Consider the following 26,072-nt stretch of genomic DNA (forward strand, 5'->3'; position numbering starts at 1 on the left):
TGCATGGAGTCACTTGCTATGGCGAGTAAAACTGTAAAAACCTACTGCCGCTTTTGTCACGCCTATTGCCCGATGGAGGCAACGGTTGAGGATAATCGCCTTATCGACTTGGTGCCCGATACCAGCAACACACTTTATGGTGGCTATACCTGCGTTAAGGGCCGCCAGCTTCCCGAACAGCTTTATCACCCGGAAAGAATTAACTGCTCCCTGAAGAAAAATGCTGACGGGAGTCGCACGGAGATCAGCAGCGTCCAGGCGCTCGATGAGATCGCTGATAAACTGAAGGCCATCCTCAAGGAATATGGCCCCAGAGCGATTGCCAGCTACAACGGAACTGTATCCTTCCAAAACTCCGCTACGCATCCGGTTGCAAAAGCGTGGCATGTCGCCCTGGACTCACCCTCCTATTACACCAGCATCACCATCGACCAACCCGCCAAAGTCGGTATTGGTGCCGCTCGGATGGGTTTCTGGGGCGGCGGCAGCCACACTTGGCGAGATGCCAACGTCGCCCTCATTATTGGCAATAACACCCTGGTATCACACTTCTCTATACCAGGCGGTGTACCTAGCTTCAGCCCGAGTAATGCGCTTAGAGAGGGCAAGAAGCGAGGTGTCAAAGTAATCTGTGTTGACCCTCGCCGGTCGGAGCTGGCTTCCCGTGCCGATCTGCACCTGCAGATCAAGCCCGGTCAGGATGCAGTCTTACTCGCCGGGCTGATCAGTATCATCCTGGCCGAGGAACTGCACGACAAGGCTTTCTGCACTGACCACATCGAAAACCTCGATTTACTCGAGGACAGCCTCGCACGCTTTACGCCCGACTATGTAGCCGAGCGCACCGAACTCGACAAAAACGACATCATAGCGGCGGCACGGCTCTTTGCAGCAGGACCGCGGGGCACTGCCAGTACCGGCACCGGACCCGAAATGGGCCCCCACCCCAACCTGATTCAGCACCTGGTGCAGACCATCAACGCTATTTGCGGCCGCCATTACAGGGCAGGAGAAAAACTCCCGAACGCAGGCGTACTCGGTCCCGAGGCACCGCGCTACGCACAAGCCGTACCGCCCAACCCCGAGTGGTTGCAGGGAGTGCGAAGCCGGGTGTCTGATGATATCGGCGAGGTCACTGTGTTGACTGCCAATGGTCCAATCAAGGAGATGCCCACTGCAGTCTGCGCTGACGAAATCCTGATGGAGGGCGAAGGACAAATCAAGGCGCTGATCTGCATTGGTGGCAATCCTGTTCTGGCATGGCCTGGACAGGAAAAAGCGCACGAGGCGCTGAAGAGTCTGGACCTTCTTGTGTGTATTGACTACAAGTTATCAGCCACCGCAGAGATGGCAGATTATGTCATCGGTTCAAAGCTTTGTCTGGAGCGGGAGGATCTCACGGTACTCACCGACATCTGGTACGAGGAACCCTACAGTCACTATACCAAGACGGTCGTGGAGGCTGAAGGTGACGTCATAGAAGAGTGGGAACTATTTTGGGAATTGGGCAAACGACTGGGCCTCAATATGAGTATTAATCAGCAACATCCGCTGGATATGGAAAACTGCCCTACAAAGTACGATGTACTATCCAAAATGACCACGGATTCACGCGTGCCGCTAGAGGACATCTATAGCCGCGAAGGTGGTCACACATACGATATACCGGATGTCGTCATTCAGCCCGCGGATCCGACGACCGCGGGACGCATGGACTTGTTTCCCGAGGGACTCTCGGAGGAAATCGAGTCTGCCGTGCGTGACGCGGACGCCAGTCTGCTAGCAAAGAACGATTACCCCTACCTGCTGATCAGCCGGCGAATGAAAAATACTTTTAATTCTACTGGACCAGAACTGAGCGTCCTTGCCGCAAAGGGCACCACCAACCCCGCCTTTATCAATCCGCAGGATCTCGCAGCACTGGGCATCCAAGATGGTGAAGTAATATCGGTCAGCTCTGCCCGAGGTGAAATTCCCGCGGTGGCGCAGGGTGCTCCGGACATCAAGCGAGGGGTGGTCTCTATGTCCCACTGCTGGGGCGGCGCTCCCGACGGTTCGGGGGACGATAAAGTCCGCGAAATAGGCGCAAACACGAATCGCCTGATTGATAATCTCGATCATCCGGAAAAGTATACCGGCATGGCGAGACACAGTGCTATTGCGGTCAAGTTGTCCAAAACTGTTCAGCCCGAGACACAGGAACACGTATGAGCAACAAACCTTTTCGATTCGCACTGCAAAGTTTTAACACGGACTCACCGGCAAACTGGCGCAGTCTGATTGCCCGCACGGAGGAACTGGGTTATTCCGCATTTCACCTCGCTGACCACTTTCTAAGCACTGGCCCTGCAATGGACCCGACGGGCCACCCACCACAGCTACTCGGTGCGGTGCCGGCCATCGCAATGGCGCTCCAACAAACCAGCACACTGCGAGTCGGCTGCCGGGTATTCTGCAATGACTACCGCCACCCAGTCATACTGGCAAAGGAAGCCGCCACGATGGACTATCTCTCCGGCGGCAGGCTGGAATTCGGACTCGGCGCGGGCTGGATTCAGAACGAGTATGAGGCGGTAGATCTTCCTTTTGGCGACTTCCCGGAACGCTTCGAGCGCTTCGCAGAGAGCGTCCACGCCTACAAGGCTTTCATGGGTGGCGAGCCACTGGATATCGACGGCAAACATGTTCGCTGGTCAGGCTTCTCAGGCATACCCTCCCCTTCACAAAAACCCTGGCCGCCGCTAATGATAGGAGGTGGCAGCAAAAAAATTCTGGAATTTGCCGGCAGGGAAGCCGATATCGTCAGCCTGAACTTCAATAATAGAGCCGGCAAACTGGGGCCTGACGGAATGAACTCAGGTCTGGCAGCGGCCACCGCGAAAAAAATCAACTGGATAAAAAACGGAGCGGGTAGCCGCTTCGATGATATTGAGCTTGAAATCGGCGCATACAATACGATAATCACCGACCATCAGCAGCCTACCGCCGCTGCTATTGGCGATGCCTTGGGGATGACTGCAGAAGATATTCTCACTCACCCGCACTGCCTGATCGGCAGCGTAGATTTCATTTGCGAGGAACTTGAGCGTCGCAGAGCAGCCTATGGAATTTCTTACATCACTGTGCTGGACGACGGAGAAAACAACATGGTCGAAGTATTCGCACCGGTAGTCGCCCGTCTCGCTGGCAAGTAACCGTCCCCACTATTTTCAGGAGTAACTGCAAACCATGCCAACATTAACTGACTCATCCCTACTGCGTTCACAATTGTATATCGACGGCGACTGGGTAGACGCCGACGACGGTTCAACTGTTCCTGTATTGAATCCGGCCAGCAAGGTAGAAATCGTCTCTATTGCGAATGCCGGTGCAGCAGAAACACGCCGTGCTATCGAAGCCGCGGACAAAGCATTTGCGAGCTGGCGAAACGTGGTCGCTAAAGAGCGCTCGGCCATCCTCAAACGCTGGTTTAACCTGATTATGGAAAACCAGGAAGACCTTGCACAGCTGATGACAGCAGAACAGGGTAAGCCTTTGGCCGAATCACGCGGCGAGGTCGCCTACGGTGCGGCTTTCGTTGAGTGGTTCGCTGAAGAAGGTCGACGGGTGTATGGCGATACAATCGCGTCTAACAATCCGAACCAACGCATCATCACCCTGAAACAGCCTGTTGGTGTAGTCGCCGCAATCACACCCTGGAATTTCCCGATCGCGATGATTACCCGCAAGGTTGCGCCGGCGCTGGCCGCAGGCTGCACCATCGTATTGAAACCGGCTACGGAAACACCTTTGTGTGCGCTGGCACTGGCTGAACTGGGCCAACGTGCCGGCATACCGGCCGGGGCGTTCAGTGTAGTGGCCGGCAGCAACGCTCGCGCTATTGGCGGCGAGATGACAAGCAGTAAGATAGTGCGCAAACTGACGTTTACCGGCTCGACCGAGATAGGCAAACTTTTGATGGAGCAATGCGCAGCAACCATCAAGAAAACCTCCATGGAACTGGGCGGTAACGCCCCTTTTATTGTCTTTGACGATGCCGACCTTGATGCGGCTGTAGTTGGGGCCATGGCATCGAAATATCGTAACGCGGGCCAGACCTGTGTCTGTGCAAACAGGATTCTGGTGCAGGAAGGCGTCTTCGATGCATTCTCTGAGAAACTCGTCGCTGCGGTAAAGGCTCTCAGAATGGGTGATGGCGCAGATGACGGAGTCACTGTAGGCCCCCTGATCAACGATGCGGCCTATGAAAAAGTCAGCTCTATACTGAAACAGGCCACCGATAACGGAGCACAAATCCTGATTGGCGGCCGCGGCAACGAGGGCCATGGTGGCAACTTTTTTGAGCCCACGGTGTTGGTGGACGTAGACAACACGATGGAAGTGTATAACGAAGAAATATTCGGCCCCATCGCACCCCTGTTCAAATTCAAAACAGAAGAAGAAGCGATTCGTATTGGCAATGACACACCCTTTGGCCTGTCCGCATACTTTTACGCGCGAGATATCGGTCGGGTGTGGCGCGTGGCCGAGGGACTCGACTACGGCATTGTCGGTATCAACGAAGGCATTATTTCCACCGAGGTCGCTCCTTTTGGCGGAGTCAAGGAATCCGGCATCGGGCGCGAAGGCTCCAAGTACGGCATCGATGACTACCTCGAGATAAAGTACCTCAACATGGGTGGTGTAAACGACTAGGCCTGGAGTGAGCCGTCGGAGGGCAGCAGCCTTCCGGCACCGAAGCGATCAAGGATTCGCGCCCGCCGGCAAACAAGCAGGGCCATCAGGGCTCGCAGCGGGCGACAGTGCGCGGTGCTTAGGGTAAACTGGACGAAATGACTGTTAAAATCAGTCAAGTTTGTTTTTGTTTTAACAGGGTCAATAAACGCCATGCCACGTAAAAAGGTTACTACCGTACCAAGCGACGCGCCAAAGGCCGATGGGGACATCAGCTGGCAAGCACAAAAAAGCGCCATGACCCGCGACCGCATCCTCGAAGCCGCGATCAATAGCTTCGTGGAACTGGGCTACACCAATGTCACTACTGCAAAAGTAGCCAGCTCTGCCGGCGTGTCCCGAGGCGCCATGCTGCATCACTTCCCCTCCAAAACGGAACTGATACAGGCCGCTGTTGAGTACCTGCATACGCGCCTGCTGGAAGACTACACAGCGCGCGTTGCGAGTATTCCCGCAGAACTGACTGATGCGGAACGCCGCCGTGCAGGGATCGAAGCCTATTGGGAGCACCTCGTTGGTGACCTGTTTGTTGTCTACCACGAACTGTGTATTGCCAGTCGAACAGACCCCGAGTTGAAGGCCATCCTTGAGGGCTCACAGCAGTCTTTTGAGGATCACGTTCGAGAGACTAATACCGAATTATTTAGCGAGTGGAAGGACCGTGGCGAACGCTTTGCTCTCGCTATGGATGTTACCAAGTTCATGATGGAAGGTATGGCTGCCGGTCACCTGGCTGTAAACCGGGAAGCACGTATTCGCCGGCTACTGAATTACCTCACTGACCGCATGGAAGAGATTTTCGAGGAAGAAGAGGGCTCTGCTATCGGCAGGCACTCCGCCAGCTAATAGCCGCGCTAAGCTGCCTCCTTTCAGGCGGCCGCAGAATTCAAGGCAGAAAACCGCTGTAAGTACCAGGACTCATCCCCGTACAGACGAGACAGTACCATGAGGCGCTTGTAGAGATGTCCCACGATCAACTCGTCTGTCATACCCATACCACCGTGCAATTGCACCGCCTCCTGGGCCACATATCGACCCGCCTCCGAGACCTTGACCTTTAGCGCAGCAGCGGCAGAAGGTGCCTCATCACTGCCCTGCTCAATCTGGATCGCTGCATTAAGCAACAACGCACGCGCTTCCTCCACCTTCAGGTACATATCGGCCATACGGTGCTGCAACGCCTGGAACTTGCTAATGGGCTGACCGAACTGTTCGCGCGTTTTGGTATACTCCACGGTAGCTTCCAGCAGCGTCTGCATCGCACCAACCGCTTCCGCTCCGAGCGCTATGATCACATTATCGACCACAGATTCGATCAACTCGACACCACGATTTTCATTGCCCAGTAGCTGATCAGCAGAAACCTCCACACCGTCAAGTTCTACATGGGCACCGCGACTACCATCGACTGCCACAAAATTTTCTCGGGTCAGGCCCGCTGCGCTGGTTTTCACAATGAACAGACTGAGTCCATCACGATCGTTGATATCGCCCTGTGTCCGTGCAGAGACGATCAGGTAATCGGCGCAGTGTGCGTTCAGTACCGAGAGTTTTCTGCCGCTCAGAACATAACCGTTGCCCTCGGGTCGCGCGCTCGCCTCCACCCGGGCCAGATCGTAACCACTCGACTGTTCGGCAAACGCAAATGCCCACTGGGCAGTGCCCTCGATGATCTCAGGAATATATCGCTGCTGCTGATCCGCCGTCCCGCCCTGCTGCAGAAAGCAACCACACGTTACTACAGTGTGCAGGAAAGGCTCTCTCACCAGCCCTTTGCCGAGAGCCTCGGCCATCACCATCATGTCACTGGCGCGCCCGCCAAAGCCACCTAACTCCTCGCTGAATGGCACACACAACCAGCCCAGCTCAGCGAATGTTCGCCAGGCGGCGGGATCAAATCCGGGGTCTGATTTACCGAGTTGCCGGTGTCGCTCTACTGTGCACTCTTCACGCACATACTTGTCCACGCTGTCGCGCAATAAAATTTGCTCTTCGCTAAGGGAAAAATCCACGGTGTGACCTGTCATTGCTGTTCAAACGGAGGTTTGCAGGGATAGCCTTCCCCCTGCGCCAGCCACTCTAACAAAGGGCCTGGTTTAAAACAATCAGGCTCTACTGTTTTATTTTTGAGGGAGATGTCCTAGACTACTGAGCGTCAGACGCCTTTCTCCACTTGCACAGCAAAGCGAGCCACATGCCAAAACTCAATCTCACCGCCGATGAAGTCCTTAACACCACGCGCGCCGTTAGAAAGCGCCTGGATTTTGATACTCCGGTAGAGATGTCTCTACTGCGCGAGTGCCTCGACGTTGCGCTGCAGGCCCCCTCCGGTTCAAACTCACAAGGCTGGCACTTTGTGCTGGTGACAGACGAGGCAAAAAGGAAAGCCATTGCCGACTGGTATCTAAAGTCCTTCGACGAGTACGAAGCCGGCCCCAACCAGCCAACTAAACAGCATCTGGACGACCCCTCTATGGCTCCTACACAAGCCCGGGTACTGAGTTCGGCCCGCTACCTGGCAGACAACATGGCCAAAGTGCCCGCGTTACTGATACCGGTGTGCAGCGGTCGCCCCGACACGCCGGGACTGCCGCAGAACGTTATGGCGAGCATGTATGGTTCTATCCTGCCTGCCGTGTGGAGTTTTATGCTGGCAGCCCGGGAACGTGGACTGGGTACCTGCTGGACTACCTTGCACCTTAGCTACGAACAGGAGGTCGCGACACTACTGGGGATTCCGGATGACTTTGCGCAAGTTGCCTTGATTCCCATCGCTCACACAAAGGGCACTGACTTTAAGACAGGGCCGCGTAAAGATCTCGATGCATTTCTCCACACCGATGGTTGGTAAGAAGAGTACGCTACGCACATGGATTTAGGTATCACAGGCCGCAAGGCACTCGTTAACGGTGGCAGTGCGGGTCTCGGCAAGGGCAGCGCCAAAGCTCTCGCCGCAGAAGGTGTTGACCTCTATATCACGGCGCGCGGAAAGGATCGGCTGGAAGCAACGGCCGAAGAAATCCGGCGCGACACCGGGGCGACGGTCACCCCCATTGTTGCGGATCATGCCAGTGACGAAGGCCGAGACACCATACTGGCTGTGTGTCCCGACCCGGATATTATCGTAGGCACCTGCACACCGGCACCCTTTACACCGAACTTTCGCGAAGTCACCGTGGACCAGTGGAAAGAGCATCTCGCCACGGGTTTGATAAGCCCCATCGAGTTTATCAGGGCTACCGTAGACGGGATGTGCGAACGGGGTTTCGGGCGTATCGTAAATATCTCTACCGGCGCGTCCAAGTTTCCCGCGGAGTTACGCACGCTGTCAGGGCCACCAAGAGCTGCGCTATCCAATTACACTGCAGCGATTTCCAAGGCGGTCGCAAAATATAACGTGACCATCAATAATCTCCTGCCCGGGATGCACCATACAGCGACCGCGGCGGAGCGCTTCGGAGAAATAGCAGAAGAACAAGGCACCACCTACGAGAAGGTCGTAGATAGCTGGGTGCGGGAGTGGAAAATACCGGCGGAGCGTTTCGGCAACATAGAGGAATTCGGCGCTATCTGCGCGTTGTTTTGCAGTTGCCACGCAGGCTACGTTGTGGGACAAAGTATCGTTGTAGATGGCGGTGTCACCAACTCTACTTTTTAATAGGGAACACGGGGTATATTTCCGTCCATCGAATAGCCATAGTGCCAGACCCAGTCATTAGGTATCGCCGTTCTGCGACGCATCCGGGCTCTTGTGACACTCGTGCCATTTAATCAACTTGTAACAGGATAAACGCTATGTCATGCAAAGCCACGAAGATCGAATACCCCGCCGGCGACGTCACCTGCCGCGGCGAATACTACGTTGACCCGGGTCGCAGTGGCCCTCTGCCCACCGTGCTGGTAGCTCATGCCTGGGACGGTCTCAACGATGAGGTGCGAGACAAGTCTCGTAAATTGGCCCACGAGGGCTATCTCGCCTTTGCCATTGATATCTATGGCGAGGGCAAGACCTACACTGATATGGCAGACCTGATGCCGGCACTCACGCCCTATATGGAGGACCGGGCTCTACTTCTGTCGCGTATGCAGGCTGCCGTCGAAGCCGCGAAGACTATTCCGGAGGCAGATTCATCTCGCATGGGTGCGATGGGATACTGTTTTGGTGGCACGGCCGTGCTGGATCTTGCCCGCAGCGGCACGGATGGCGTGAAGGGTGTGGTTTCATTCCACGGCGGCCTCGCGGATAACGGCCTGAGTGGCCCGACCACCATCGATGCCAAAATACTGGTCTTGCACGGGGAGGACGACCCACTGGTGCCGCCTCGAGAGGTTGCTGAATTTAAAGCCCTGATGAATGCCAAAAAAGCGGACTGGCAGCTCAATGCCTACAGTCACACCATGCACGCATTCACACGCCCCGAGGCAAACGACCCCGACTTTGGAGCGGTCTTTAACGCGGATACGGACCGTCGCTCCTGGCGCGCTATGCTTAACTTCATGGAGGAGGCGCTGTAACCCAGCGTCCACAACAAACCCCCAGAATTAGCGCGCGAAAGTGCAGCGACAAATAATAGCGCCGCCAAAACCGGCCATTTCACACCGTGGTCAGTTTCAGGCCTTGCTGCCCGGCGCGTACCACACCGGTGATGTCCACGCCCTCTCCTGAATGACCCGCGGAATATCCGGATCGCTGCAGGTCGACGGGCGCTCGTCCAACGGCAGCGCCAGACACTGGCGCCAGCTCCAACGGCATGACGGATTCTCGATAACACGCAGGTACCAGGCGGCAGCCTGAGCCGGGTCAAAGTCTGGGTCGCGCCAGGTGGTGCAAAACTGCGTGGCGCCCGACCCGCTCACGCTACAGGTGTCAAGATCGACCATCGCGCTGTTGTCTGCGCCGCTCGTCAGGCTGACCACGGACTGGTGAAAACGACCCGCCTTGTCATGCCATATCTTAACCAGCTGCATACGCTGTAACAGACCACCTTCGGGATCAGCACTCACGGCGGCCACAAAAACGGGTGACTGACTCAAGCGATTTGAAATAACGCTTCCCATCGGCACACCACGCTCGTAGCCCTGCTCCACCAGATTTCCCTGACAGGCGTTGTCAGGCAATGCAGACCCCACAAACAAGCGCGGTGTGATGCGAGGGCCGCTGGTCGCAAACACTTCTCTGCGCAGCATCGCATCGAATAAGGCATCCCGGGTATTCTCCTCAGCCCAGATTCCCATCAGCCCCCCAGGATTACGCGCAGCAGCCGTACGGCCGCCGAAATCAGCCGCTGGGTCGAGCCGCTGCGCAGGCGTATTGTCCGTGTTGGCGCAACAGCCCTTGAACCTATCCTCTGCCACATCTCCCGGCGTAGCATTGTGCGAATCAGTACTCCCGGCGAAACCGAAACGGTAGGGATTGACCCCAATACGCGCTTGCTCTTTCATCCCTTCGATCAGCGCGTAACGGGCAAAGTCCAGACGCGACTGGCAGCCCCGGCCGAAAATTGCGCCTGTGCCGTAATCATCCTCACAGTCGGGGGCTGCGACGCGCAATTTCTCAAAGTCGCAAAATTCATCTTCGCCCAACACATTCCACATGCCACTTTTGCACTCAGACTCTCCCTTAACCTGCATCATTTCTACCACGGGTTCCATCTCTCTTCGCAACCGCGCCTGGCGTTGCTGCTCGGCGATCGGCTCGTCCTGCCAGGTTATGCGGAACATTCGACCATTGGAGACATTGGCATTGTGGGGAATTGAAATCGCCTCACAGTCTCCTTCCGCCCGATTGCACTGCGCCTGTAACTGCTCCCACAAACCCAATGGGTCACCCTCCTCCAACGAAGAAACGGGTAGCTCCGGAACGCGTTCGTTTCTAAAAATGACATTTCGATGCACCTTTGAGCGTCCCGGAGAATTACTGTATTCGTAGGCATGAAAGCTACTGAAGCGACATTCCCCACTGCGGTCATAGTGCGCCTCTGCCGCCTCCTGGGTTTGCTTCCAGGCAGAGAGCAGGCCCTCTCTGCACCACTGGTTTCCGGGTCCGCATACACCGGCCTTACGATTCATAAATCCAACGACATTTAACAACGGCATCGAACCACCAATCAGCGTAGCCATCGACGTTACTGCTGGCGTTTCACCCCGGAACGCGCGGCACTCAGGGCTTGCGTAAGATGGACTAGTAGCCTCGGTGCAGACGACTATTTCGCCAATCCACTCAGCGTGATCGGTGACTGCCGCAAAGTCCAGCGGGCGCGACAGTTGCGTCCGACGCTCACCTACGCCCTCTGCATCAAATGGGCCAAGGCCAATCTCTTCACCGCGCGCAAAACGGTAAGCGTCATCAGGCGTTCCTAACATACCCCTCGATCTGGCATCCATGGAGAACCCCGTGTGCACATGCAGATCGCCAAACCAGGCTCGACGCAACGGAGCATGATCGGCACAAGGTGCCCGTGACGCGGCGGGCGCGGCGGGCGCCTGCGCCGCCGCCGGCACCCACTGAGGCGCACTGGCGGTCACTGCGATATGATCCCACTCCCACCAGAGCCAACTGGCGGCCATACCGATAACGCCTGCCAGCGCCAATACCACTGCTATTTTTTTCACTATTTGCGCCCTCCCTGCTCGCCCGCCAGTCGGTAATACAATGGCACTGAGCATCGCGATACGCCAGCGGTATTCATTAACATGAGCTTGACCTCCGCTCCTCCACTTGCCACAGTGCGACAGCAACGCTCACTCGCTTGCGCGGACCGCTGAGTGAAAGTGACAAAAAGGAAGACACTACTGACCATGACTAAACTGCAGCAACTACCTAACGCTATTGCATTCTTTCTTGCGCTCAGCTCCTCATCTTTTGCGCAAACAACACCCTCACCCGAGGCACAGGCCCTGATTGAAGAATTAGGTCTGCGCGCGGCTACAGCCCCGGTCGCCAACCGCCCGGATTGGCGACCCCGGAACGTAGCCGTGCTAGTGCTACCCCTTCCCGGTATTGACGTAGATGAATTCAAACAGGCCCTGCACAAGGCTGCAGACGGCACGGACATTACTTTTCTGAAACCGGGAGACAGTAGCGAAACCCAGGCCCAAGTTCTGAAATCTACAGATGGTTTTATCGGTCTGTGCACCCCAAGCGTGCTCAAACAGGCAGGACAAAACCTGCGATGGATACACAATTATTTTGTCGGCATGGATATGTGCAAGGGCTATTCTGAGACGCAGCTAGACACTATCACAATTACTAACACCAAACGGCTTTCAGGCCCGGCGATAGCCGAGCATGCCATTGCCATGCTACTGGCACTCACACGTGACGTGCCCGCCTACGTAAGAGCACAGACCGAACGCCGCTTCCAGCGTAGCCCGCAAACCGGCATGAAATTTGGCGAACTCAAGAATAAAACAATGCTTGTCGTTGGTCTGGGCGGCATTGGCACAGAAATCGCCCGACGGGCACATGGATTGGGTATGCGGGTGATTGCAACGCGGCGTTCGTCCCGTGCAGGGCCCGATTTCGTTGAGCGCGTTGGTTTATCGAATGAACTGCATGACATGGCCGCGGAAGCCGACGTCATTGCCAATGCCCTGCCCCTGACCAGTGAAACCGCAGGAATTTTTAATCGCGATTTTTTTGACGCGACGAAACGCGGTGCAATATTCCTCAGTGTGGGCCGCGGTAAGAGTACCGTAACCGCGGATCTGGTAACCGCGCTGGAATCCGGCCAGTTGGGGGCCGCAGGACTGGACGTTACTGACCCCGAGCCACTCCCTAAATCCAGTCCCTTGTGGGACATGCCCAACGTGATTATCACACCGCATGTGGCAGCAGCCAGTGCAGATACCTTCAGGCGGGGTCAAATTATCGCAGTGGAGAATCTGCGGCGCTTCGCCACTGGCACACCTCTGCTCAACGAGGTTGACCTGCGCAAAGGCTATTAGAGCGATACAACACGGCAGCACCCACTGCAGAAAGCTCCCGGTTATGGTGAGCCTACTCACCTTGAGAGGCCCCATGTTAAAAGAGTGAGACTGACGCCCTGCCTATTGGCCTAATTTTTTTGCTTCCAGGGTTGCCGGCCCGCTATACAGTCATCCACCATTTCATGCAGACGGGACACCCGACTCTCCTGCCGACTCAGGTAAGACCCTTTGTAGCCACGAGAACGCATGCCCATTTGTTGTGCTGGAAATATGGAAATGTCCTGGTCAATGGTCAGCCCCATAGATTGCTTACCCAGATCGAACACCTCGTGAGCTACCGCCGCATCACGCTTCACCAGTCCGGCGGTAGTGCGCACAGGTCCCTCACTACCCGCCGGGTCCGGCGCATACCACCAGTTATCGAACAGGCATTTGCCGGGATCAGTAGGATGTGGCCGGGCCCTGAGAAAATGAAACCCATCAACCCACAATGAGACCGCAAAGTTGGGGAACAACGTGTAATGGTAAGCGTCAGTAAGTTGGCTGTCACACAGATCATCGAAATAGCCATACCCGCGATCCGGCCCTAGCTCACGCCGCGCCTGCTGCAATGCCTCACGCGTCGCCTCACCGCGCCCGGTGAAATCCGCGGGCTCCAGACCCCATTCTCGCAAGATCGTCGCCAGGGGCTCCCCGACCATTCCTTCCTTGTCTATTGCGGGACCTGCGTAACCGCCGAGCATTATCATTCGCCCGTGACCCTCATCAGCCATATCGAAACGCGAGGTGGTATAACTGGTATCTACGCCAGAATGAATTCTCAGTTTCTCTACATCGGCACCTTTGGGTCGGTGTACCGTATTGACGTGATAGGACTCGTTGAAATTATCCATTACCACCTTCCAGTTGACAGGTAAAACCGTCGTTCGCGCTAGATAGCGCTTCCATTTTTCAATACCGTAAACCGACCACTCGCTCCAGACCGGCCCCAGAAACTCACGCAGACTGACGCAATCGGGATCCATGTTTACCCAGATAAACCCCGCAAACACCTCGCAGGGTATTTCGGCGAGTTTCAACTTCCCACAGGGGTCACCTCCGGGAAAATCGTCAGGATCCTGTACGAAATCCAGAGAACCATCCGTATTCCAGGCCCAGCTGTGATAAGGGCAGATAAAACGCCGCGCGTGTCCTTTCTCCTCACTGACAAGACGCTGACCGCGATGTTGGCAGACATTGTAAAAGGCTTTGATAGACCGATCGGTCTGGCGAACCATAACAATGGACTCACGGCCCACCTCTTCCTGTTGCCAATCTCCCGGGGTGGGCATTTCTTCCTCTCGCCCAAGGAGCAACCAGACCTTTGTCCAAAGGCTACTCCACTCTTTCTCCGCAAACTCACTGGATGTATAACGGTACCCATCTAACGCATGTCCACGAAGTGTCTGCTCAGGCCAATCCGGTAGATCACCCGCACCGCGCAGAATTTCCTGTTTCGTCATGATCTTCAACTCCGTTTACGTAACTTGCTCTCTTTTACACAGCACTTCTGAAAACGTCGGTTTTACTGCTACACTTCAATCTTCTATTGGTAGCGAAAACCCGCGCAATGACGACCGACCTCACCCAATCCCGTATAGCGTTACAGGATGTTATGTTGACCTACGCCGCCGCTGTGGATGAGCGGGATCAACCCAGGTACCTGGCCTGCTTTGAGGAGGATGTTGAAGTCGTCGGTTTTGGCAATAAGACCTATCGAAACCGCGACCAATGGGTCGACTATGTCTGGCGAGCGCTTGATAAATACAGTGCCACACAGCACATGCTCGGACCCACTCTTGCCACTATCAGCGGCAACCGTGCTTGCACCCGCACCGATGTGCAGGCACTGCATTTCATTGCCGGCAAAGACACGCACTTTGTTCTCTGGGCCACCTACAAAACCGACATGCAGCGCCGAGGTGACAACTGGAAAATCAGTCGTCACGAACTGATTGTCACCGGCACAAGCTCCTACTGACATAGCGACTACCGCCCTTTGAACTCTGGCTCCCTGCCTTCCTCATAGGCCAGGATTGCCTCAGCATGATCCTCGCTGGGCCGAGTAATCAGCATGTGTGATGACACCATGTCCAAATGTGTGTTCAGGTCCATGGATGGGCTTTGTTTCACCGCTCGTTTTACCAGCTTCATCGCCAGAGGTGCTCGCCGGGTTATGTCATGAGCAAACTCCATAGTGCGATCCATAAACACATCATCATCGAATACCTGGTTGACCATGCCAATACTCAATGCTTCATCCGCAGTGATAGGGGCCGCCGACCAGAATAGTTCCAGCGCCTTGGCCTCGCCTACAATTCTTGGCAAGAAATAGGTACCGCCATTACCGGGAACCAGTCCGAAGGCCGTGTAGCTCACGCGAAAGTTCGCGCTGCGAGCCGCCAGCCGGATGTCACATTGCAGACTGACGTCCACTCCTGCGCCTGAGGCCAGACCGTTGACCGCCGCTATCACGGGCTTGTCGATCTCGGCCAGCTTACGAGGTATCTGATGCAAACGATCCCAGAATTGCTCCTTGATATCGACAGGCCCCGGTGTGGTATTAGAGCCCAATTTGGAAGTATCACCACCGCGGCAAAATGCCTCTCCGGCGCCGGTCACAACAATTGCTGCGACACCGGAATCGATACGACACTCCTCCAACGCTTCCACCCAGGGCGGCAACATGGACTCGCTAATGGCATTGAGGACATCGGGGCGATTGAGCGTGATGATCGCTACTTTGCCGTCTTTTTCTAATACTACAGGTGTACTCATTACACAGTGTCCTCATCGCTATTCAGGTACTGGCTTAGAATATGGTGGAAGTGCCGTATGCGGACTTCTTGATAGTTGGCCAGCTGTATCGCACCGGAACGCAGCGAACGCAGCCCTTTCTGCACCAACGGCAGGTTGTGAAAATCCTGATCAAATACGCGGGCCAATCCGGGTTCAATTCCTGGCGTATCACGCAGTGTCTGGTCAGCCGGCACAAACATTACGGGGGCATCAAGCGGCCTCTCCTGACTCTCCGGGTATCGCATCATCAACATGATTTCCATCGTGCACATGTCATGGCGATCATCCCACGGTAAAAAGCGGTACGTCACATTTGGGCGGAAACCCGCCCAGGGCGCAAAGTTGGGGAATACTGAGTACAAAATGGCGTCCAGCACCTCACTGTGGGTAGCTAGTTCGGACAAGTCTTGTCCATACATTTGCGAAAAACGCGCGATGTTCATGTCGCCCAGGTATTCTCGTGCGCTCATACCCTCGGGGACATCGGGCAACTCTCCCTCTTCAGCTACACCGTATACTGTAAGCCATTGGTGCACGGACTGCTCCTGTGTCGTAGCTGATGAGTGAGGGCTGACCACACCCATAGGGGTTATAGTCCTGCTAATGTAATCGCTGAAACAATCGTACTGAGAGTTGGCATCACCCGTATAAGGTAACAACTGCGGGTGCGTTGCCGCCGTATGGAAAGATTCGATGAAAGCCTCGTGGGCCAGCTTCCAGTTGCAACGCAACACTTTTTTAATATGCAGCGCCTTATAGGTTTTCTCCGGAGACCAGCGTTTAAAGTGATCCACCATAACGCCGAGATAATCTGGAAGAGGCGGGGCAGTGCCATCAATATTGACAAAGACCCAGCCGCCCCAGGTATCAACTCGAAGGCTGGGGAGGCTGAACTGCTGCGGATCGATATGGCCGAAATCCCACGAGCAGGGCATTCCGTCAAAACTGCCATCGAGGTTCCAGCGAAAACCGTGAAACGGACAGGTAAGATCGTTGGCATGGCCATAGCCCTGTTCTGGGCCTGACTTAAGTTCACGCCCCCGGTGCAGGCAGGCGTTAGGGTAAGCCCTTATCTCGCCCCTTTCGGTGCGCAGCACTAAAACGGACGTCGCGGCAATGTCTTGCACATAGTAGTCGCCCGCCTTACTAATTTCGCTCTCTCGGCACAATGACTGCCACACACGGGGCCACAACCTGCGTTTTTCAAGCTCGTGCCACTCAGGCGATAAATAGCCCTCTATCGGCAGCGGCTCACTGCCAAGGCTGACGTCTGCAGTCGCTCGTAGCGACGCTGGAACAGGCCTCGCCTCCCGATCAAGAAGATCCTGATAACTGGATCCTGAAAATCGCGCCGACTGATTCTCTGTTTTCTTCACGTAAGTCATTATGCTATTAATAACCGCCTTACATTATTATTCCGGTACAGAATCGATATGTATTGCAACCCAAAATCCATTCTCATTACGGGAGCCTCCAACGGTATCGGCAAGGCCCTCGCCCTGCACTATGCAGCTCCCGGCATCACGTTGTTCATCAGTGGCCGCGACCAGGCGCGACTGGATGACGTGGCTAATGCATGTCGGAATACCGGCGCCACCGTGTCCGGCTGGATTGGCGATGTGACCGATGAGGCCGGCATCCGCGACTGGATAATCTCGTGTGACGACCAGCGCCCACTCAATCTGGTTATTGCCAATGCAGGGGTCGCCCTGGGCGCCACTGACGTGCATGGCCTGCATAAAGCCGCTGTGGATTCCATCAACATCAACGTAAATGGCGTTTTCAATACCATACACCCCGCACTGGAAATCATGTCGCTACGTCGCCCCTACCCTGTCAGGCATGCACAGGTTGCTCTCATGAGCTCCATCATGGGGTACGCAGGCATGGCGCGGTCACCAGCATACTCCTCGTCCAAGGCCACTATTAAACACTACGGTCAGGCCTTGCGCGGCGCGCTCCGCGGAATGGGTATAGGCGTATCAGTGATCTGCCCGGGCTATGTCTCCAGTGCAATAACAGCCAAAAATACGTCCACCATGCCTTTCCTTATCAGCGCGGAAAAAGCCGCTGACATCATCGCCAATGGGCTTGCGCGAGACAAACCACGCATCACCTTTCCCTGGCAGGTGATGCTGATCGCAAGACTCGTCATTAACCTACCCGGCCTCCTCGTCGATAAACTCAATAAGCCCTGGGGCGTGCCGAAGCTGGAGGACCAGCCCGGGCACAATGCACCTGATTAGCGCCCCCTGTCAGGCACCTACCCAAGTGCCATGAAAACTCACTGGCACCCGATGAGACACCTTGGCCCGGGCGACAGGACCGGCACTTATATCCAGTGAATTGAACACGCACATGTCACTGGTATTGGTGTCTCGGTTGTATATCAGATCCAGCACGTATCCCTCACCCTCCGCAGCCCCTTCACTGGGAACAAACATTGGTTCAGTGACATAACAGTTTCCAAAACTGTAGCTGTCGACTTCACCGGTAGTGACGTCGATGTGGTCGATGGCGTTGTATATAAAATCTGAATCGGGAATCGGCGCGGGTACTTTTCTGTCGCTGGAGGTATACCAGCCGTGGCGATACTCCTGCATGGCAAAACGCGGATCAATAACAGGGAATTCAGCACCACGGTCACCTATTGCCCGCATGCTGACTGAAGGATTACTGTCGTTCATATCGATAACCCACTGACTCATATTCGGATTGGTCACCGGCGTCATGTCGCCATTGACAAAGGGGAATAGCGGCGCGTGCTCAAATTCGCAAGCCTCCAGCGTAATGACACCACCCTTGTCGTGGCCATTCATAAAATGAAACACATAGCAGGGGTCCGCCGCTATCCAAACCATGGCGTCGGGCGTGCCGTTGCGCGGCATAACACCGATCCTTGTTCCCTTCTCAGGCTCCCAGGCCAGAGGCGGCTGCCCCGCCATCGCCCGATCCATACTGCCCGTCAGCGGCATCACCGGGAACAGGATGTAATTGTCTGTCACTACAAAATCATGAACCATAGCGGCGTAAGGTGCCTCAAATGCGTGAGACTCGGTGACAAAACCCTCCCTCGACACTTTATGTAACTCCATACCCGTGGTGAATGGCCCACTTGACCAGTAAGAATAAAACAACATCTCGCCGGTGCGCGGGTCAATGCGAGAGTGCGCCGTCATGGACGTTTTCAGTTTGCCGTAAAAGTCCCAGGTTCCCAGTGACTCAAGCGTTTTCGGGTCCATCTGAAAAGGCATGAAACCCTCAGTCAGTAACAACAGTCGATCGCCATGCCAAATAACGTTGGTATTGGCGACGCCCTGCTTATCGTTGAGCACAAATTCAAGAAGCCTGGGATCTGTCTCAAGCGGATTGAGCCCACTAAAGTAAGAACCCCCGAGACGCTTTTCAATTTCGAAACGCTGGGTGCGCGCCCAGCGATTCATGTGACTCACCCGGCCGCCGTCAAAAGTAAAAGCGTGCACCATTCCATCACCCGTGAAAAAGTGATACTCGTTCTCAGGCGGAAACTGCGGGTTTGGCCCATTGCGATAAAATGTGCCATTCAGATCTTTGGGCATCTCTCCCTCGACCACCAGATCAGGGGCCGTCGCCTCAAATGTAATGGGCTCATAATAGCCCTGCAGAAAGGGGTTGTCTGGCCATGCTTTCATAATTGCATTTCATCCTGTTCCAGTTGCTTTTCCGTTTATGCCAAAGCCGTCGAGTGGGCACAACACGCCTAAATTAATACTCGCCTAGTTATTTGTAAAATGAATTTTATAGATATATATTATTCATATTATGCATTATTTCAGCGGTCAGAGCGGCGCGTCTGCCGGCTTTTTGCCGCGATAAAATAGGCGCATTAAGGCACCAATGGATATACAAAGGCTGGACCTGAATCTTTTGAAGGTGCTGGACGCGTTGCTCAAGGACCGCAGCGTCTCCCGCGCGGCAGAACGCCTGAACCTGAGCCAACCCGCGATGAGCCATGCTCTGAAGCGCCTGCGTGAACAGTTGAACGACCCCCTAATGGTCAGGGGTTCCCGGGGCATGGAGCCCACGCCTTATGCGGAGGGCCTGATCGAACCGCTGCGCCTTATCCTCGGCATAGTGGAGCGGGATGTTTTAAGACAGGAGCCCTTCGACCCTCTCAAAACAGAGAGAAGCTTCACCATTGGTATCGACACTCATCTGGCCAATACCTTTATTCCACCGCTGGTCTCCAGCACTCTGACTGGTGCGCCCCACAGCAGCATCCACAGCAGGTTGCTGTCGTCGAATTTTCAACACAGGCCCTATCTCGAGGGGAGCGTGGATCTGGCCATCGGCACCGCATCGAACAACCCGATAAAACTGTCACGGGAATATCTGTTCCGTGATGAAATCTGCGGCATTGTGCGACTCGGCCACCCCAGGTACAAAAAGTCTGTCAGCCTGAAGATGCTGGCGAACGATTTCGAGCACATCGGTTACTACATCAAGGGCGAACCAACAACGATTATCGACGACTTACTTGCAGACCACGGCCTCAGGCGCCACTGTCCCGTAACCGTATCGGACTTACAGGGCGTCAATGAAATTCTACTGAACAGCGATCTGCTTCTGGTCGGCGCAGTAAAGCAAGTCCTTGCGACCATTGATCGCTTCAACATCGAACTGCCCTATCACATCATCAAGTTGCCCGGCATCGTGACACAGCGTTACTCGTCTAACGTGGATATGTTCTGGCGTCCACAGGACGCAGAGGATCCTGCTCACTGCTGGCTAAGGAATCAGGTGCGTGAGATAGGCAACACGATAGAATCAACCAAGATACGTTTTGAAAAATAGTGCCCGCGGTGACGCTTGTCACCGCAGGTAGTTGATGTCAGCCCTGGCGCCAACTTCCGTGAAAACCAGCCGGTATGCGATGCGACAGGTGCACCTTGGCTACCGGGCCATCTGCCAGCTTGAGGGCATTGAATATGTAAAGACTGCTCGTCCTCGTTTCGAAACTGGTCACCACTGAGAGCAAATACCCTTTCCCCTCTTCGTCAGATCCAGGGGCGGGCACAAAAATAGGCTCAGACACCACGGACTGACCACAATTGAACCTGTCCTGCGCCGTGCCCTCATGATCGAAGTGCCCCAGCACATTGTAAAATCGAAGACTCTCGTCCAGTTCGCTGACATTACTGCCATCGGTGGAGGCGTACCAGCCATGGCGGTAAGCCTTACTGGCATGGCGAGGGTCGCACTGAGGAAACTCCGATTCAAACTCATCGATTTGCTCAAATGTAGCGCGCGCGTCGCTCTTGGTCATATCGATCGTCCAGCGGGTGAGGAAAGGCTGCGCCTTGCCAGTAGATTCGCCGTCGGGTGTAGGGAACAGAGGAGCCTGCTCGAACTGGCAACCATCGATAGTGATAACACCGTCCTTGTCAAAACCGTTCATGAAATGGAACGTGAAACACAGATCCATCTCGACCCATCGCACGTCCTCGGGAGAACTGCTGTCGCGTGGAATAATGCCCAGATGCACCCCTTTTTCAGGTTCCCAGGCAAAAGGCGGTCCACCCTCCATTGCGCGCTCCAGGCTGCCGGTAATCGGCATTATCGGAACAATGATGTAGTTCTCCGTGATGACAAAATCGTGCACCATCGCTGAGTAGGGCGTGGGGATGTGGATACTGTCCGTCAGGATTCCGTCCTTGTTGACTTTGTGGAGCATCACATCCGATGAAAATGGTCCTGATGCCATATAAGCAAAAAATACCATTTCGCCCGTATCCGGGTCGATCTTTGGATGCGCGGTCATCGCTGTGTTCAGCTTGCCGCGAAAATTCCAGCTACCAATAGACTCAAGCGTCCTTGGGTCCACCTCATAGGGCGGATGACCCTCTTCCATAACCAACAAGCGACCCCCGTGCCACACTGTTGCAGTGTTGGCGGTACCGTCCTTGTCAGTGAACACAAAGTCACTGTACTGCGGGTCGCAGTCAAACGGGTTCATGGGATTGATCAATGTCTCCCCGGCCCGGTCCTCATGCTTCCATTTGGCGGTGCGCACCCAGCGATTGTTGTAGTCGACCTTTCCATTCTCAATATGGAAGGCGTGCACCATGCCGTCACCCATGAATAGATGGTAGTCGCCCCGAGGGCTGAAACGCTGATTGGGACCGGCTCTATATAAGCTTCCGCAGAGATCGGCAGGCACTTCTCCCTCCACGATCAGGTCGTTGGCATCGCATTCCATCTGGATCGAACCATAGGGAAAGTTAAGAAATGGATTGGTATCTGACATCGGTTGAGACATGGCAACTCCTCGCTGTTATTCACTTGATCTGACTATTGTAGACGCTGGAAACATTAGCACCTGTTTTTAATGTTTACAATAGAAACACTGTAAAGCCTTTGCTAAACTGCACCGGTCTGCAGGGGTCGAGGCCACACAGCGTGAAAAGCGCAAAACAAAAATACCATCATGGCGACTTGCGAGCGGCACTATTGGAAGCCGCTCTCGCCGTGTTGAACGAACTGGGACCACAGGGACTCTCTATCCGAGAAGTCGCGAGGCGGGCCGGCGTATCTCACACGGCGCCCTATCGGCACTTTGCCGATAAGGACGAGCTCATTCTGGCCGTGGTCGAGCAGGGTTTTGAACTCATGCAGCACACCATGACGGCGGAGCAGGACGCCGCGGGCCCAGATCCGTTGGCCCAGTTTGCTGCCAGCGGCTTTGCCTACGTGAACTTTGCCCTGTCACACCCCGCCTATTACCGGGTGATGTTCAGTGGCGACCTGCTCAGCAGCAAAGGACACGTGGCCTTCCAGCACACCAGTAGCCGGGCCATCCGCGAGATGGTGACCGATATCAAATTGGGCCAGGAGCAAGGGGTATTGCGCCCCGGTGACCCCGTCGTGCAGGCGTTGACAATCTGGTCAACGATCCACGGCTTCGTCTCCATCGTCAATGACAACCGCCTGAGCCATCTTGTTGGCGAGGATTTTTCTCTCGATGACATTCGGGTGCAGGTCCTGGTGATGATATTCGACGGGCTGGGGGTCCCCGAACGACTCGAAAAATAAACCTACTCCCGACCGTCAACCCCTGCCACTTCGTGCCTAGCGATAAAAAATCAGTCAAATCTGTTTGTTTTTAAAATACCGTTTTGTTACTGTGGTTATCTCCCATCCGAAGAACCCTCGGATGAGGGCATCTGACGCCCGCAGTGGCATAAATATAAAACGATTTACTGGTGATTTTCATGGCGAAACGTCCTTTACTACTGGGCCTGACACTATTAGTCACAGCATTACCTTCATGGTCCCAGACCGTGCAACCCGATCCGCTTGCCCTTGAGGAAGTCGTCGTCACCGCAACTAAACGCGTGGAAAGCATTCAGGAAGTTCCCATGTCAGTAACGGCATTCACCAGTGAATTCTTTAAGGACTCCGGTGTAACCAATCTGTCGCAGCTGCAAGACTACACCCCCAGCCTGAAAATAACGCCGGGGACGGATTCCAACTCCACCTCAATCCGTATTCGCGGCATCGGGTCCGTGGGCACTAACGTCGGCATCGACCCCAGTGTCGGAACGTTTATAGACGGCGTGTACCAGGGTCGCGCCGGTATGAGTATCGGCGACCTGATCGATATCGAGCGTATCGAAATCCTGCGCGGCCCCCAGGGAACGCTCTACGGCAAGAATACCGCCGCCGGCGCAATCAGTATTATCACCAAGGCACCCTCACCCGAAGCGCTAGCGGCTGAGGTAGAACTGCAGTACAACACAGACGAACGAGCAGAGGTGCATGCCATGGTGAACGTACCCTTCGGTGACACGGGCCACGCCATGCGGCTGACAGGTTATGCCATCGACGGAGACCACCTGTACGAAAATACCTACAACAACGAAGATTTGAATAACGCGAACAAGTGGGGAGTGAAGTCCCGCATCCTGTTCGACGGCGATACCAATCCCGACCGCAGACTGGGCGAATTCCTCTTCACCATGGATTACACCAAGGAAGACACCGATTGCTGCGCACTCGCTGTCATAGACTACGATGGACTCTCTACACTGAACACTCCCAGCCTTAATGCAGCCTCTGCCGCGCTCTCTGCACAACTGGGCAACAATGCCCAAGGCAACCCGATACTGGAGTGGCACTCCTTCGAGGACTCCGAAGGCTTCCTGCCTCCCAGCCCCAACGCCTTTGACGACGACAACTACTGGGTGAATGCTGACATCACTAACGAAGTGACCATTGGCGGCGCGGCGCTGGAGTGGAACAGAGACCTGTCCAACGAAAACACCCTTACGTTCATCAATGCCTGGCGTCATTACGAGTCGAAGAGTGCCTACGATGGTGATTTCACCGCCTACGATGCCGTCACTGGCTCACAGGACATCGATTTTGACCAATATTCGTCAGAGTTCCGCATTACCTCCCCCGGCGGCGAAACCATCGATTACCAGGCCGGCCTCTACGCGTTTTATTCCAAAATGGATTCGCAGGGCACGTTCCGCCAGGCGGTTCCGCTCGTGACGAACATTAACGTCGGTGGGTTCCCTCTCAGTAATCTCTTTCCCGACGGCACACTCAACACCGATGACAACATTTATAAAACCACCAGCTATGCTGCCTTCGGGCAACTGATCTGGAACATTACCGACAATTTTAATACCACGTTCGGATTGCGTTACACCTACGAAAGAAAGGAGCGGGACGGCTCGCAGATCACTACGCCTGTTTCGGTAATCGATATCCCGCCCGTCGCAGGGCCCGACGTATACTACGACGAAGCCCGCAACGATGATGACTGGTCACCCACGATCATCGCCCGCTACTTTGTTACAGCAGACATCATGACTTACGCCAGCATCAGCCGTGGTTTCAAATCCGGCGGATTCAACCAGCGCCGTGAGCTGGAGGGCCGCAACGGTGAGTTCGATCCTGAGACGTCCACGAACTATGAAATTGGCTGGAAAAGCTCTACAGAGAACCGCCGCCTGCAATTCAACGGCTCCCTTTACTTCACCAACTACGATGATTTTCAGGCTCAAGCCTTCGATGGCAATAACCTGACGGTGACCAACGCAGGCTCAATGGAGAGCTACGGTGTGGAACTGGATGCTGTCTTTGTGCCCATGGCTGATATGGTCGCGGGAGCCGCCATCGGATATAACAAAGCAGAATATCAGGATTTCGACAATGGGCAGTGCACCATCCAACAGAGTTTTAACTATTACTTCGTCGAGCTGGATGCACAGGGCGGTGTTCCCGGAACAGCCGTTCCCGCCTGTACCCAGGATCTTGCCGGTAAGGCCATCGACAATGCACCCGAGTGGACGGTCAGCAGTTATGTGCAGTACGAGCATGACCTGACCGCTGACCTGTTTGGCAAGGTGCGCGTAGAACATAACTACATTGACAGTTTTTACCTCGACCAGGACCTTGATCCCAATCTGGAAAACGACTCGGTCAATCTGCTAAACCTGCGCTTTACCCTGAGCAACATGGAACAGACTTGGGAAGCAGCGATCTGGGGGCAGAATTTGCTCGATGAGGAGTATTACGCCTTCGGCCTGGATATCCCCGTGATGGGTGGTTACGCAGGCGTTGTCGCTCCAGGTGAACTGTACGGTATCACACTGCGACTTTACTATTAGGACCGTTGCCCAGCAGGGAGGCGCGGTTCGTACTCGTGACACACCGGCGACGAGCCAGTCGCTTAAATAACAATGGAGCGATGTAGTATGTCCGAAGAAGCGATCATCTCTACTGACCAGCGCTCTGGCCGCGTTGCGCCGCCAAATACAGCGGGGTTCTACGCGAACTGGGGACCACAGGCGTGGATAGACATGTGGATGTCGAACACGATGCTGGTAAAAAAAGCCATGCCAATCGTCAGCCATACCTTCGTCCCCATTCTTCGTCTATCCGGAGATAAAGAGCAGGTAGACAGGGATTACGATGAAATTAAGTCGCGCCGCGAAATTATCCGTTGGAACGACTCACCGCGGGAAAAGTGGCGCAAGCGTTATGGCAACTTCGTCCGTGAGGCCGAATGGGCACTGCTCGAGCTGCGAAAATACTACAGCCAGAAGCAGTTCGAAGAAATAGTGATTGGCACCTCTGTTGCACTGTCCTACGAAACATCGGCTGATTTTCTCAACATGATGAATAGCATGTCCGATAAAAATGCCAAGAAAGCCGCCAAGGCTTCGAATGATGGCCCCAAAAAGCCAAGCCGCTGGAGTAGGTTCATGTTTGAAACCTTCAATCCGGCACACTGGCTCACCGGTCCTGCGACCATCACGCAATTCGATCCATCCCAGGGATTGACCGAAATGTTTATCCCCGAATGCGGGTGGCACACCTGCGGCCCTGCTGATCGCCTCCCTAATCCCAACGCGTTGCCGGAAGAGGGATGCCTACACATCTGCAAAGGGCCCTTCGAGGCTTTATTTAAAGGTGAGGGCGGCGGATTGAAGATGGAGTTTGAGCCCCATCTTCCTGAGACTTCCTGCACTGTTCGCATGAGCTGGCAGACCAACTAGGGCCCGATGTTCGTTCAACTC

At 54.9% G+C, this 26,072-nt stretch carries 21 protein-coding genes; 14 read left to right on the forward strand and 7 right to left on the reverse strand.

Annotated elements, in window-relative coordinates; genetic code table 11:
- Positions 1 to 18 precede the first annotated feature (18 nt).
- The 4 genes from EYC82_RS05215 to EYC82_RS05230 all read left to right on the forward strand — a co-directional run bounded on the left by EYC82_RS05215 (position 19) and on the right by EYC82_RS05230 (position 5,580).
- Positions 19 to 2,211 carry a molybdopterin-containing oxidoreductase family protein gene (locus EYC82_RS05215; protein ID WP_279248487.1) on the forward strand — a complete coding sequence of 731 codons (2,193 nt, stop codon included), beginning with the start codon at positions 19 to 21 and terminating at the stop codon, positions 2,209 to 2,211.
- On the forward strand, positions 2,208 to 3,194 hold the full coding sequence (locus tag EYC82_RS05220) for a TIGR03621 family F420-dependent LLM class oxidoreductase (RefSeq protein ID WP_279248488.1): 987 nt from the start codon (positions 2,208 to 2,210) through the stop codon (positions 3,192 to 3,194). Before EYC82_RS05215 ends, EYC82_RS05220 begins: the two co-directional genes overlap by 4 nt.
- Positions 3,195 to 3,228: 34 nt before the next feature.
- Positions 3,229 to 4,695 (forward strand): NAD-dependent succinate-semialdehyde dehydrogenase, encoded by a 1,467-nt coding sequence (locus EYC82_RS05225; RefSeq protein WP_279248489.1) that lies wholly within the window; start codon positions 3,229 to 3,231, stop codon positions 4,693 to 4,695.
- 192 nt (positions 4,696 to 4,887) lie between these two features.
- A complete protein-coding gene (locus EYC82_RS05230) occupies positions 4,888 to 5,580 on the forward strand; it encodes a TetR/AcrR family transcriptional regulator (protein ID WP_279248490.1) in 693 nt (230 codons plus the stop codon).
- 23 nt (positions 5,581 to 5,603) lie between these two features.
- Here the strand turns inward: EYC82_RS05230 and EYC82_RS05235 are convergent, their stop codons facing one another.
- The gene (locus EYC82_RS05235) at positions 5,604 to 6,761 is read right to left on the reverse strand and encodes an acyl-CoA dehydrogenase family protein (RefSeq protein ID WP_279248491.1); all 1,158 of its coding nucleotides are present in this window, start codon (positions 6,759 to 6,761) and stop codon (positions 5,604 to 5,606) included.
- Positions 6,762 to 6,928: 167 nt separating this feature from the next.
- Here EYC82_RS05235 and EYC82_RS05240 point away from each other — a divergent pair, with 167 nt between their 5' ends.
- From EYC82_RS05240 to EYC82_RS05250, 3 genes are all read left to right on the forward strand, one after another.
- Entirely contained in the window at positions 6,929 to 7,585 is a 657-nt protein-coding gene (locus EYC82_RS05240; RefSeq protein WP_279248492.1) for a nitroreductase family protein, read from the forward strand.
- 18 nt (positions 7,586 to 7,603) lie between these two features.
- A complete protein-coding gene (locus EYC82_RS05245; protein WP_279248493.1) occupies positions 7,604 to 8,392 on the forward strand; it encodes an SDR family oxidoreductase in 789 nt (262 codons plus the stop codon).
- Positions 8,393 to 8,529: 137 nt separating this feature from the next.
- Complete coding sequence (locus tag EYC82_RS05250; protein WP_279248494.1) at positions 8,530 to 9,249, forward strand: dienelactone hydrolase family protein; 720 nt, start codon at positions 8,530 to 8,532, stop codon at positions 9,247 to 9,249.
- A gap of 96 nt (positions 9,250 to 9,345) precedes the next feature.
- On the opposite strand, the gene EYC82_RS05255 is transcribed toward EYC82_RS05250, so the two are convergent.
- Positions 9,346 to 11,346, reverse strand: coding sequence for a DUF3604 domain-containing protein (locus EYC82_RS05255; RefSeq protein WP_279248495.1), 2,001 nt, complete (start codon positions 11,344 to 11,346; stop codon positions 9,346 to 9,348).
- Positions 11,347 to 11,532: 186 nt separating this feature from the next.
- Here EYC82_RS05255 and EYC82_RS05260 point away from each other — a divergent pair, with 186 nt between their 5' ends.
- Positions 11,533 to 12,681 carry a D-2-hydroxyacid dehydrogenase gene (locus tag EYC82_RS05260; RefSeq protein ID WP_279248496.1) on the forward strand — a complete coding sequence of 383 codons (1,149 nt, stop codon included), beginning with the start codon at positions 11,533 to 11,535 and terminating at the stop codon, positions 12,679 to 12,681.
- A gap of 110 nt (positions 12,682 to 12,791) precedes the next feature.
- On the opposite strand, the gene EYC82_RS05265 is transcribed toward EYC82_RS05260, so the two are convergent.
- Complete coding sequence (locus tag EYC82_RS05265; RefSeq protein WP_279248497.1) at positions 12,792 to 14,165, reverse strand: aromatic ring-hydroxylating oxygenase subunit alpha; 1,374 nt, start codon at positions 14,163 to 14,165, stop codon at positions 12,792 to 12,794.
- Positions 14,166 to 14,272: 107 nt separating this feature from the next.
- On the opposite strand from EYC82_RS05265, the gene EYC82_RS05270 reads away from it, so the two are divergent.
- Positions 14,273 to 14,683 (forward strand): nuclear transport factor 2 family protein, encoded by a 411-nt coding sequence (locus EYC82_RS05270; protein WP_279248498.1) that lies wholly within the window; start codon positions 14,273 to 14,275, stop codon positions 14,681 to 14,683.
- An 8-nt stretch (positions 14,684 to 14,691) separates the two neighbouring features.
- On the opposite strand, the gene EYC82_RS05275 is transcribed toward EYC82_RS05270, so the two are convergent.
- Positions 14,692 to 15,480 carry an enoyl-CoA hydratase/isomerase family protein gene (locus EYC82_RS05275; protein ID WP_279248499.1) on the reverse strand — a complete coding sequence of 263 codons (789 nt, stop codon included), beginning with the start codon at positions 15,478 to 15,480 and terminating at the stop codon, positions 14,692 to 14,694.
- Complete coding sequence (locus EYC82_RS05280; RefSeq protein ID WP_423243896.1) at positions 15,480 to 16,886, reverse strand: aromatic ring-hydroxylating oxygenase subunit alpha; 1,407 nt, start codon at positions 16,884 to 16,886, stop codon at positions 15,480 to 15,482. The genes EYC82_RS05275 and EYC82_RS05280 overlap by 1 nt, the downstream gene beginning before the upstream one ends.
- A 48-nt stretch (positions 16,887 to 16,934) precedes the next feature.
- Here EYC82_RS05280 and EYC82_RS05285 point away from each other — a divergent pair, with 48 nt between their 5' ends.
- Entirely contained in the window at positions 16,935 to 17,747 is an 813-nt protein-coding gene (locus EYC82_RS05285; protein WP_279248501.1) for an SDR family NAD(P)-dependent oxidoreductase, read from the forward strand.
- A 9-nt stretch (positions 17,748 to 17,756) separates the two neighbouring features.
- Here the strand turns inward: EYC82_RS05285 and EYC82_RS05290 are convergent, their stop codons facing one another.
- The gene (locus EYC82_RS05290; protein WP_279248502.1) at positions 17,757 to 19,172 is read right to left on the reverse strand and encodes a carotenoid oxygenase family protein; all 1,416 of its coding nucleotides are present in this window, start codon (positions 19,170 to 19,172) and stop codon (positions 17,757 to 17,759) included.
- Between the two features lie 205 nt (positions 19,173 to 19,377).
- Here EYC82_RS05290 and EYC82_RS05295 point away from each other — a divergent pair, with 205 nt between their 5' ends.
- Entirely contained in the window at positions 19,378 to 20,334 is a 957-nt protein-coding gene (locus EYC82_RS05295) for a LysR family transcriptional regulator (RefSeq protein ID WP_279248503.1), read from the forward strand.
- A gap of 37 nt (positions 20,335 to 20,371) precedes the next feature.
- On the opposite strand, the gene EYC82_RS05300 is transcribed toward EYC82_RS05295, so the two are convergent.
- Complete coding sequence (locus tag EYC82_RS05300; RefSeq protein ID WP_279248504.1) at positions 20,372 to 21,799, reverse strand: carotenoid oxygenase family protein; 1,428 nt, start codon at positions 21,797 to 21,799, stop codon at positions 20,372 to 20,374.
- Between the two features lie 140 nt (positions 21,800 to 21,939).
- On the opposite strand from EYC82_RS05300, the gene EYC82_RS05305 reads away from it, so the two are divergent.
- The 3 genes from EYC82_RS05305 (at position 21,940) to EYC82_RS05315 (ending at position 26,051) form a co-directional block, all read left to right on the forward strand.
- The gene (locus tag EYC82_RS05305; protein WP_279248505.1) at positions 21,940 to 22,572 is read left to right on the forward strand and encodes a TetR/AcrR family transcriptional regulator; all 633 of its coding nucleotides are present in this window, start codon (positions 21,940 to 21,942) and stop codon (positions 22,570 to 22,572) included.
- A gap of 179 nt (positions 22,573 to 22,751) precedes the next feature.
- Entirely contained in the window at positions 22,752 to 25,160 is a 2,409-nt protein-coding gene (locus EYC82_RS05310) for a TonB-dependent receptor (RefSeq protein ID WP_279248506.1), read from the forward strand.
- An 87-nt stretch (positions 25,161 to 25,247) separates the two neighbouring features.
- Positions 25,248 to 26,051, forward strand: coding sequence for a hypothetical protein (locus EYC82_RS05315; protein WP_279248507.1), 804 nt, complete (start codon positions 25,248 to 25,250; stop codon positions 26,049 to 26,051).
- Positions 26,052 to 26,072 lie beyond the last annotated feature (21 nt).

This window comes from Candidatus Marimicrobium litorale (assembly GCF_026262645.1).
In the GTDB taxonomy this organism is placed as follows: domain Bacteria; phylum Pseudomonadota; class Gammaproteobacteria; order Pseudomonadales; family Halieaceae; genus Marimicrobium; species Marimicrobium litorale.

Excerpts from the sequence above, each read along its gene's own strand:
- EYC82_RS05280 (WP_423243896.1), bottom strand. The coding sequence starts at position 16,886 with ATGACTTACGTGAAGAAAACAGAGAATCAGTCGGCGCGATTTTCAGGA.
- EYC82_RS05250 (WP_279248494.1), top strand. The coding sequence starts at position 8,530 with ATGTCATGCAAAGCCACGAAGATCGAATACCCCGCCGGCGACGTCACC.
- EYC82_RS05270 (WP_279248498.1), top strand. The coding sequence starts at position 14,273 with ATGACGACCGACCTCACCCAATCCCGTATAGCGTTACAGGATGTTATG.
- EYC82_RS05265 (WP_279248497.1), bottom strand. The coding sequence starts at position 14,165 with ATGACGAAACAGGAAATTCTGCGCGGTGCGGGTGATCTACCGGATTGG.
- EYC82_RS05315 (WP_279248507.1), top strand. The coding sequence starts at position 25,248 with ATGTCCGAAGAAGCGATCATCTCTACTGACCAGCGCTCTGGCCGCGTT.
- EYC82_RS05310 (WP_279248506.1), top strand. The coding sequence starts at position 22,752 with ATGGCGAAACGTCCTTTACTACTGGGCCTGACACTATTAGTCACAGCA.
- EYC82_RS05230 (WP_279248490.1), top strand. The coding sequence starts at position 4,888 with ATGCCACGTAAAAAGGTTACTACCGTACCAAGCGACGCGCCAAAGGCC.
- EYC82_RS05260 (WP_279248496.1), top strand. The coding sequence starts at position 11,533 with ATGACTAAACTGCAGCAACTACCTAACGCTATTGCATTCTTTCTTGCG.
- EYC82_RS05215 (WP_279248487.1), top strand. The coding sequence starts at position 19 with ATGGCGAGTAAAACTGTAAAAACCTACTGCCGCTTTTGTCACGCCTAT.
- EYC82_RS05285 (WP_279248501.1), top strand. The coding sequence starts at position 16,935 with ATGTATTGCAACCCAAAATCCATTCTCATTACGGGAGCCTCCAACGGT.
- EYC82_RS05295 (WP_279248503.1), top strand. The coding sequence starts at position 19,378 with ATGGATATACAAAGGCTGGACCTGAATCTTTTGAAGGTGCTGGACGCG.
- EYC82_RS05300 (WP_279248504.1), bottom strand. The coding sequence starts at position 21,799 with ATGTCTCAACCGATGTCAGATACCAATCCATTTCTTAACTTTCCCTAT.
- EYC82_RS05245 (WP_279248493.1), top strand. The coding sequence starts at position 7,604 with ATGGATTTAGGTATCACAGGCCGCAAGGCACTCGTTAACGGTGGCAGT.
- EYC82_RS05220 (WP_279248488.1), top strand. The coding sequence starts at position 2,208 with ATGAGCAACAAACCTTTTCGATTCGCACTGCAAAGTTTTAACACGGAC.
- EYC82_RS05235 (WP_279248491.1), bottom strand. The coding sequence starts at position 6,761 with ATGACAGGTCACACCGTGGATTTTTCCCTTAGCGAAGAGCAAATTTTA.
- EYC82_RS05225 (WP_279248489.1), top strand. The coding sequence starts at position 3,229 with ATGCCAACATTAACTGACTCATCCCTACTGCGTTCACAATTGTATATC.
- EYC82_RS05275 (WP_279248499.1), bottom strand. The coding sequence starts at position 15,480 with ATGAGTACACCTGTAGTATTAGAAAAAGACGGCAAAGTAGCGATCATC.
- EYC82_RS05240 (WP_279248492.1), top strand. The coding sequence starts at position 6,929 with ATGCCAAAACTCAATCTCACCGCCGATGAAGTCCTTAACACCACGCGC.
- EYC82_RS05290 (WP_279248502.1), bottom strand. The coding sequence starts at position 19,172 with ATGAAAGCATGGCCAGACAACCCCTTTCTGCAGGGCTATTATGAGCCC.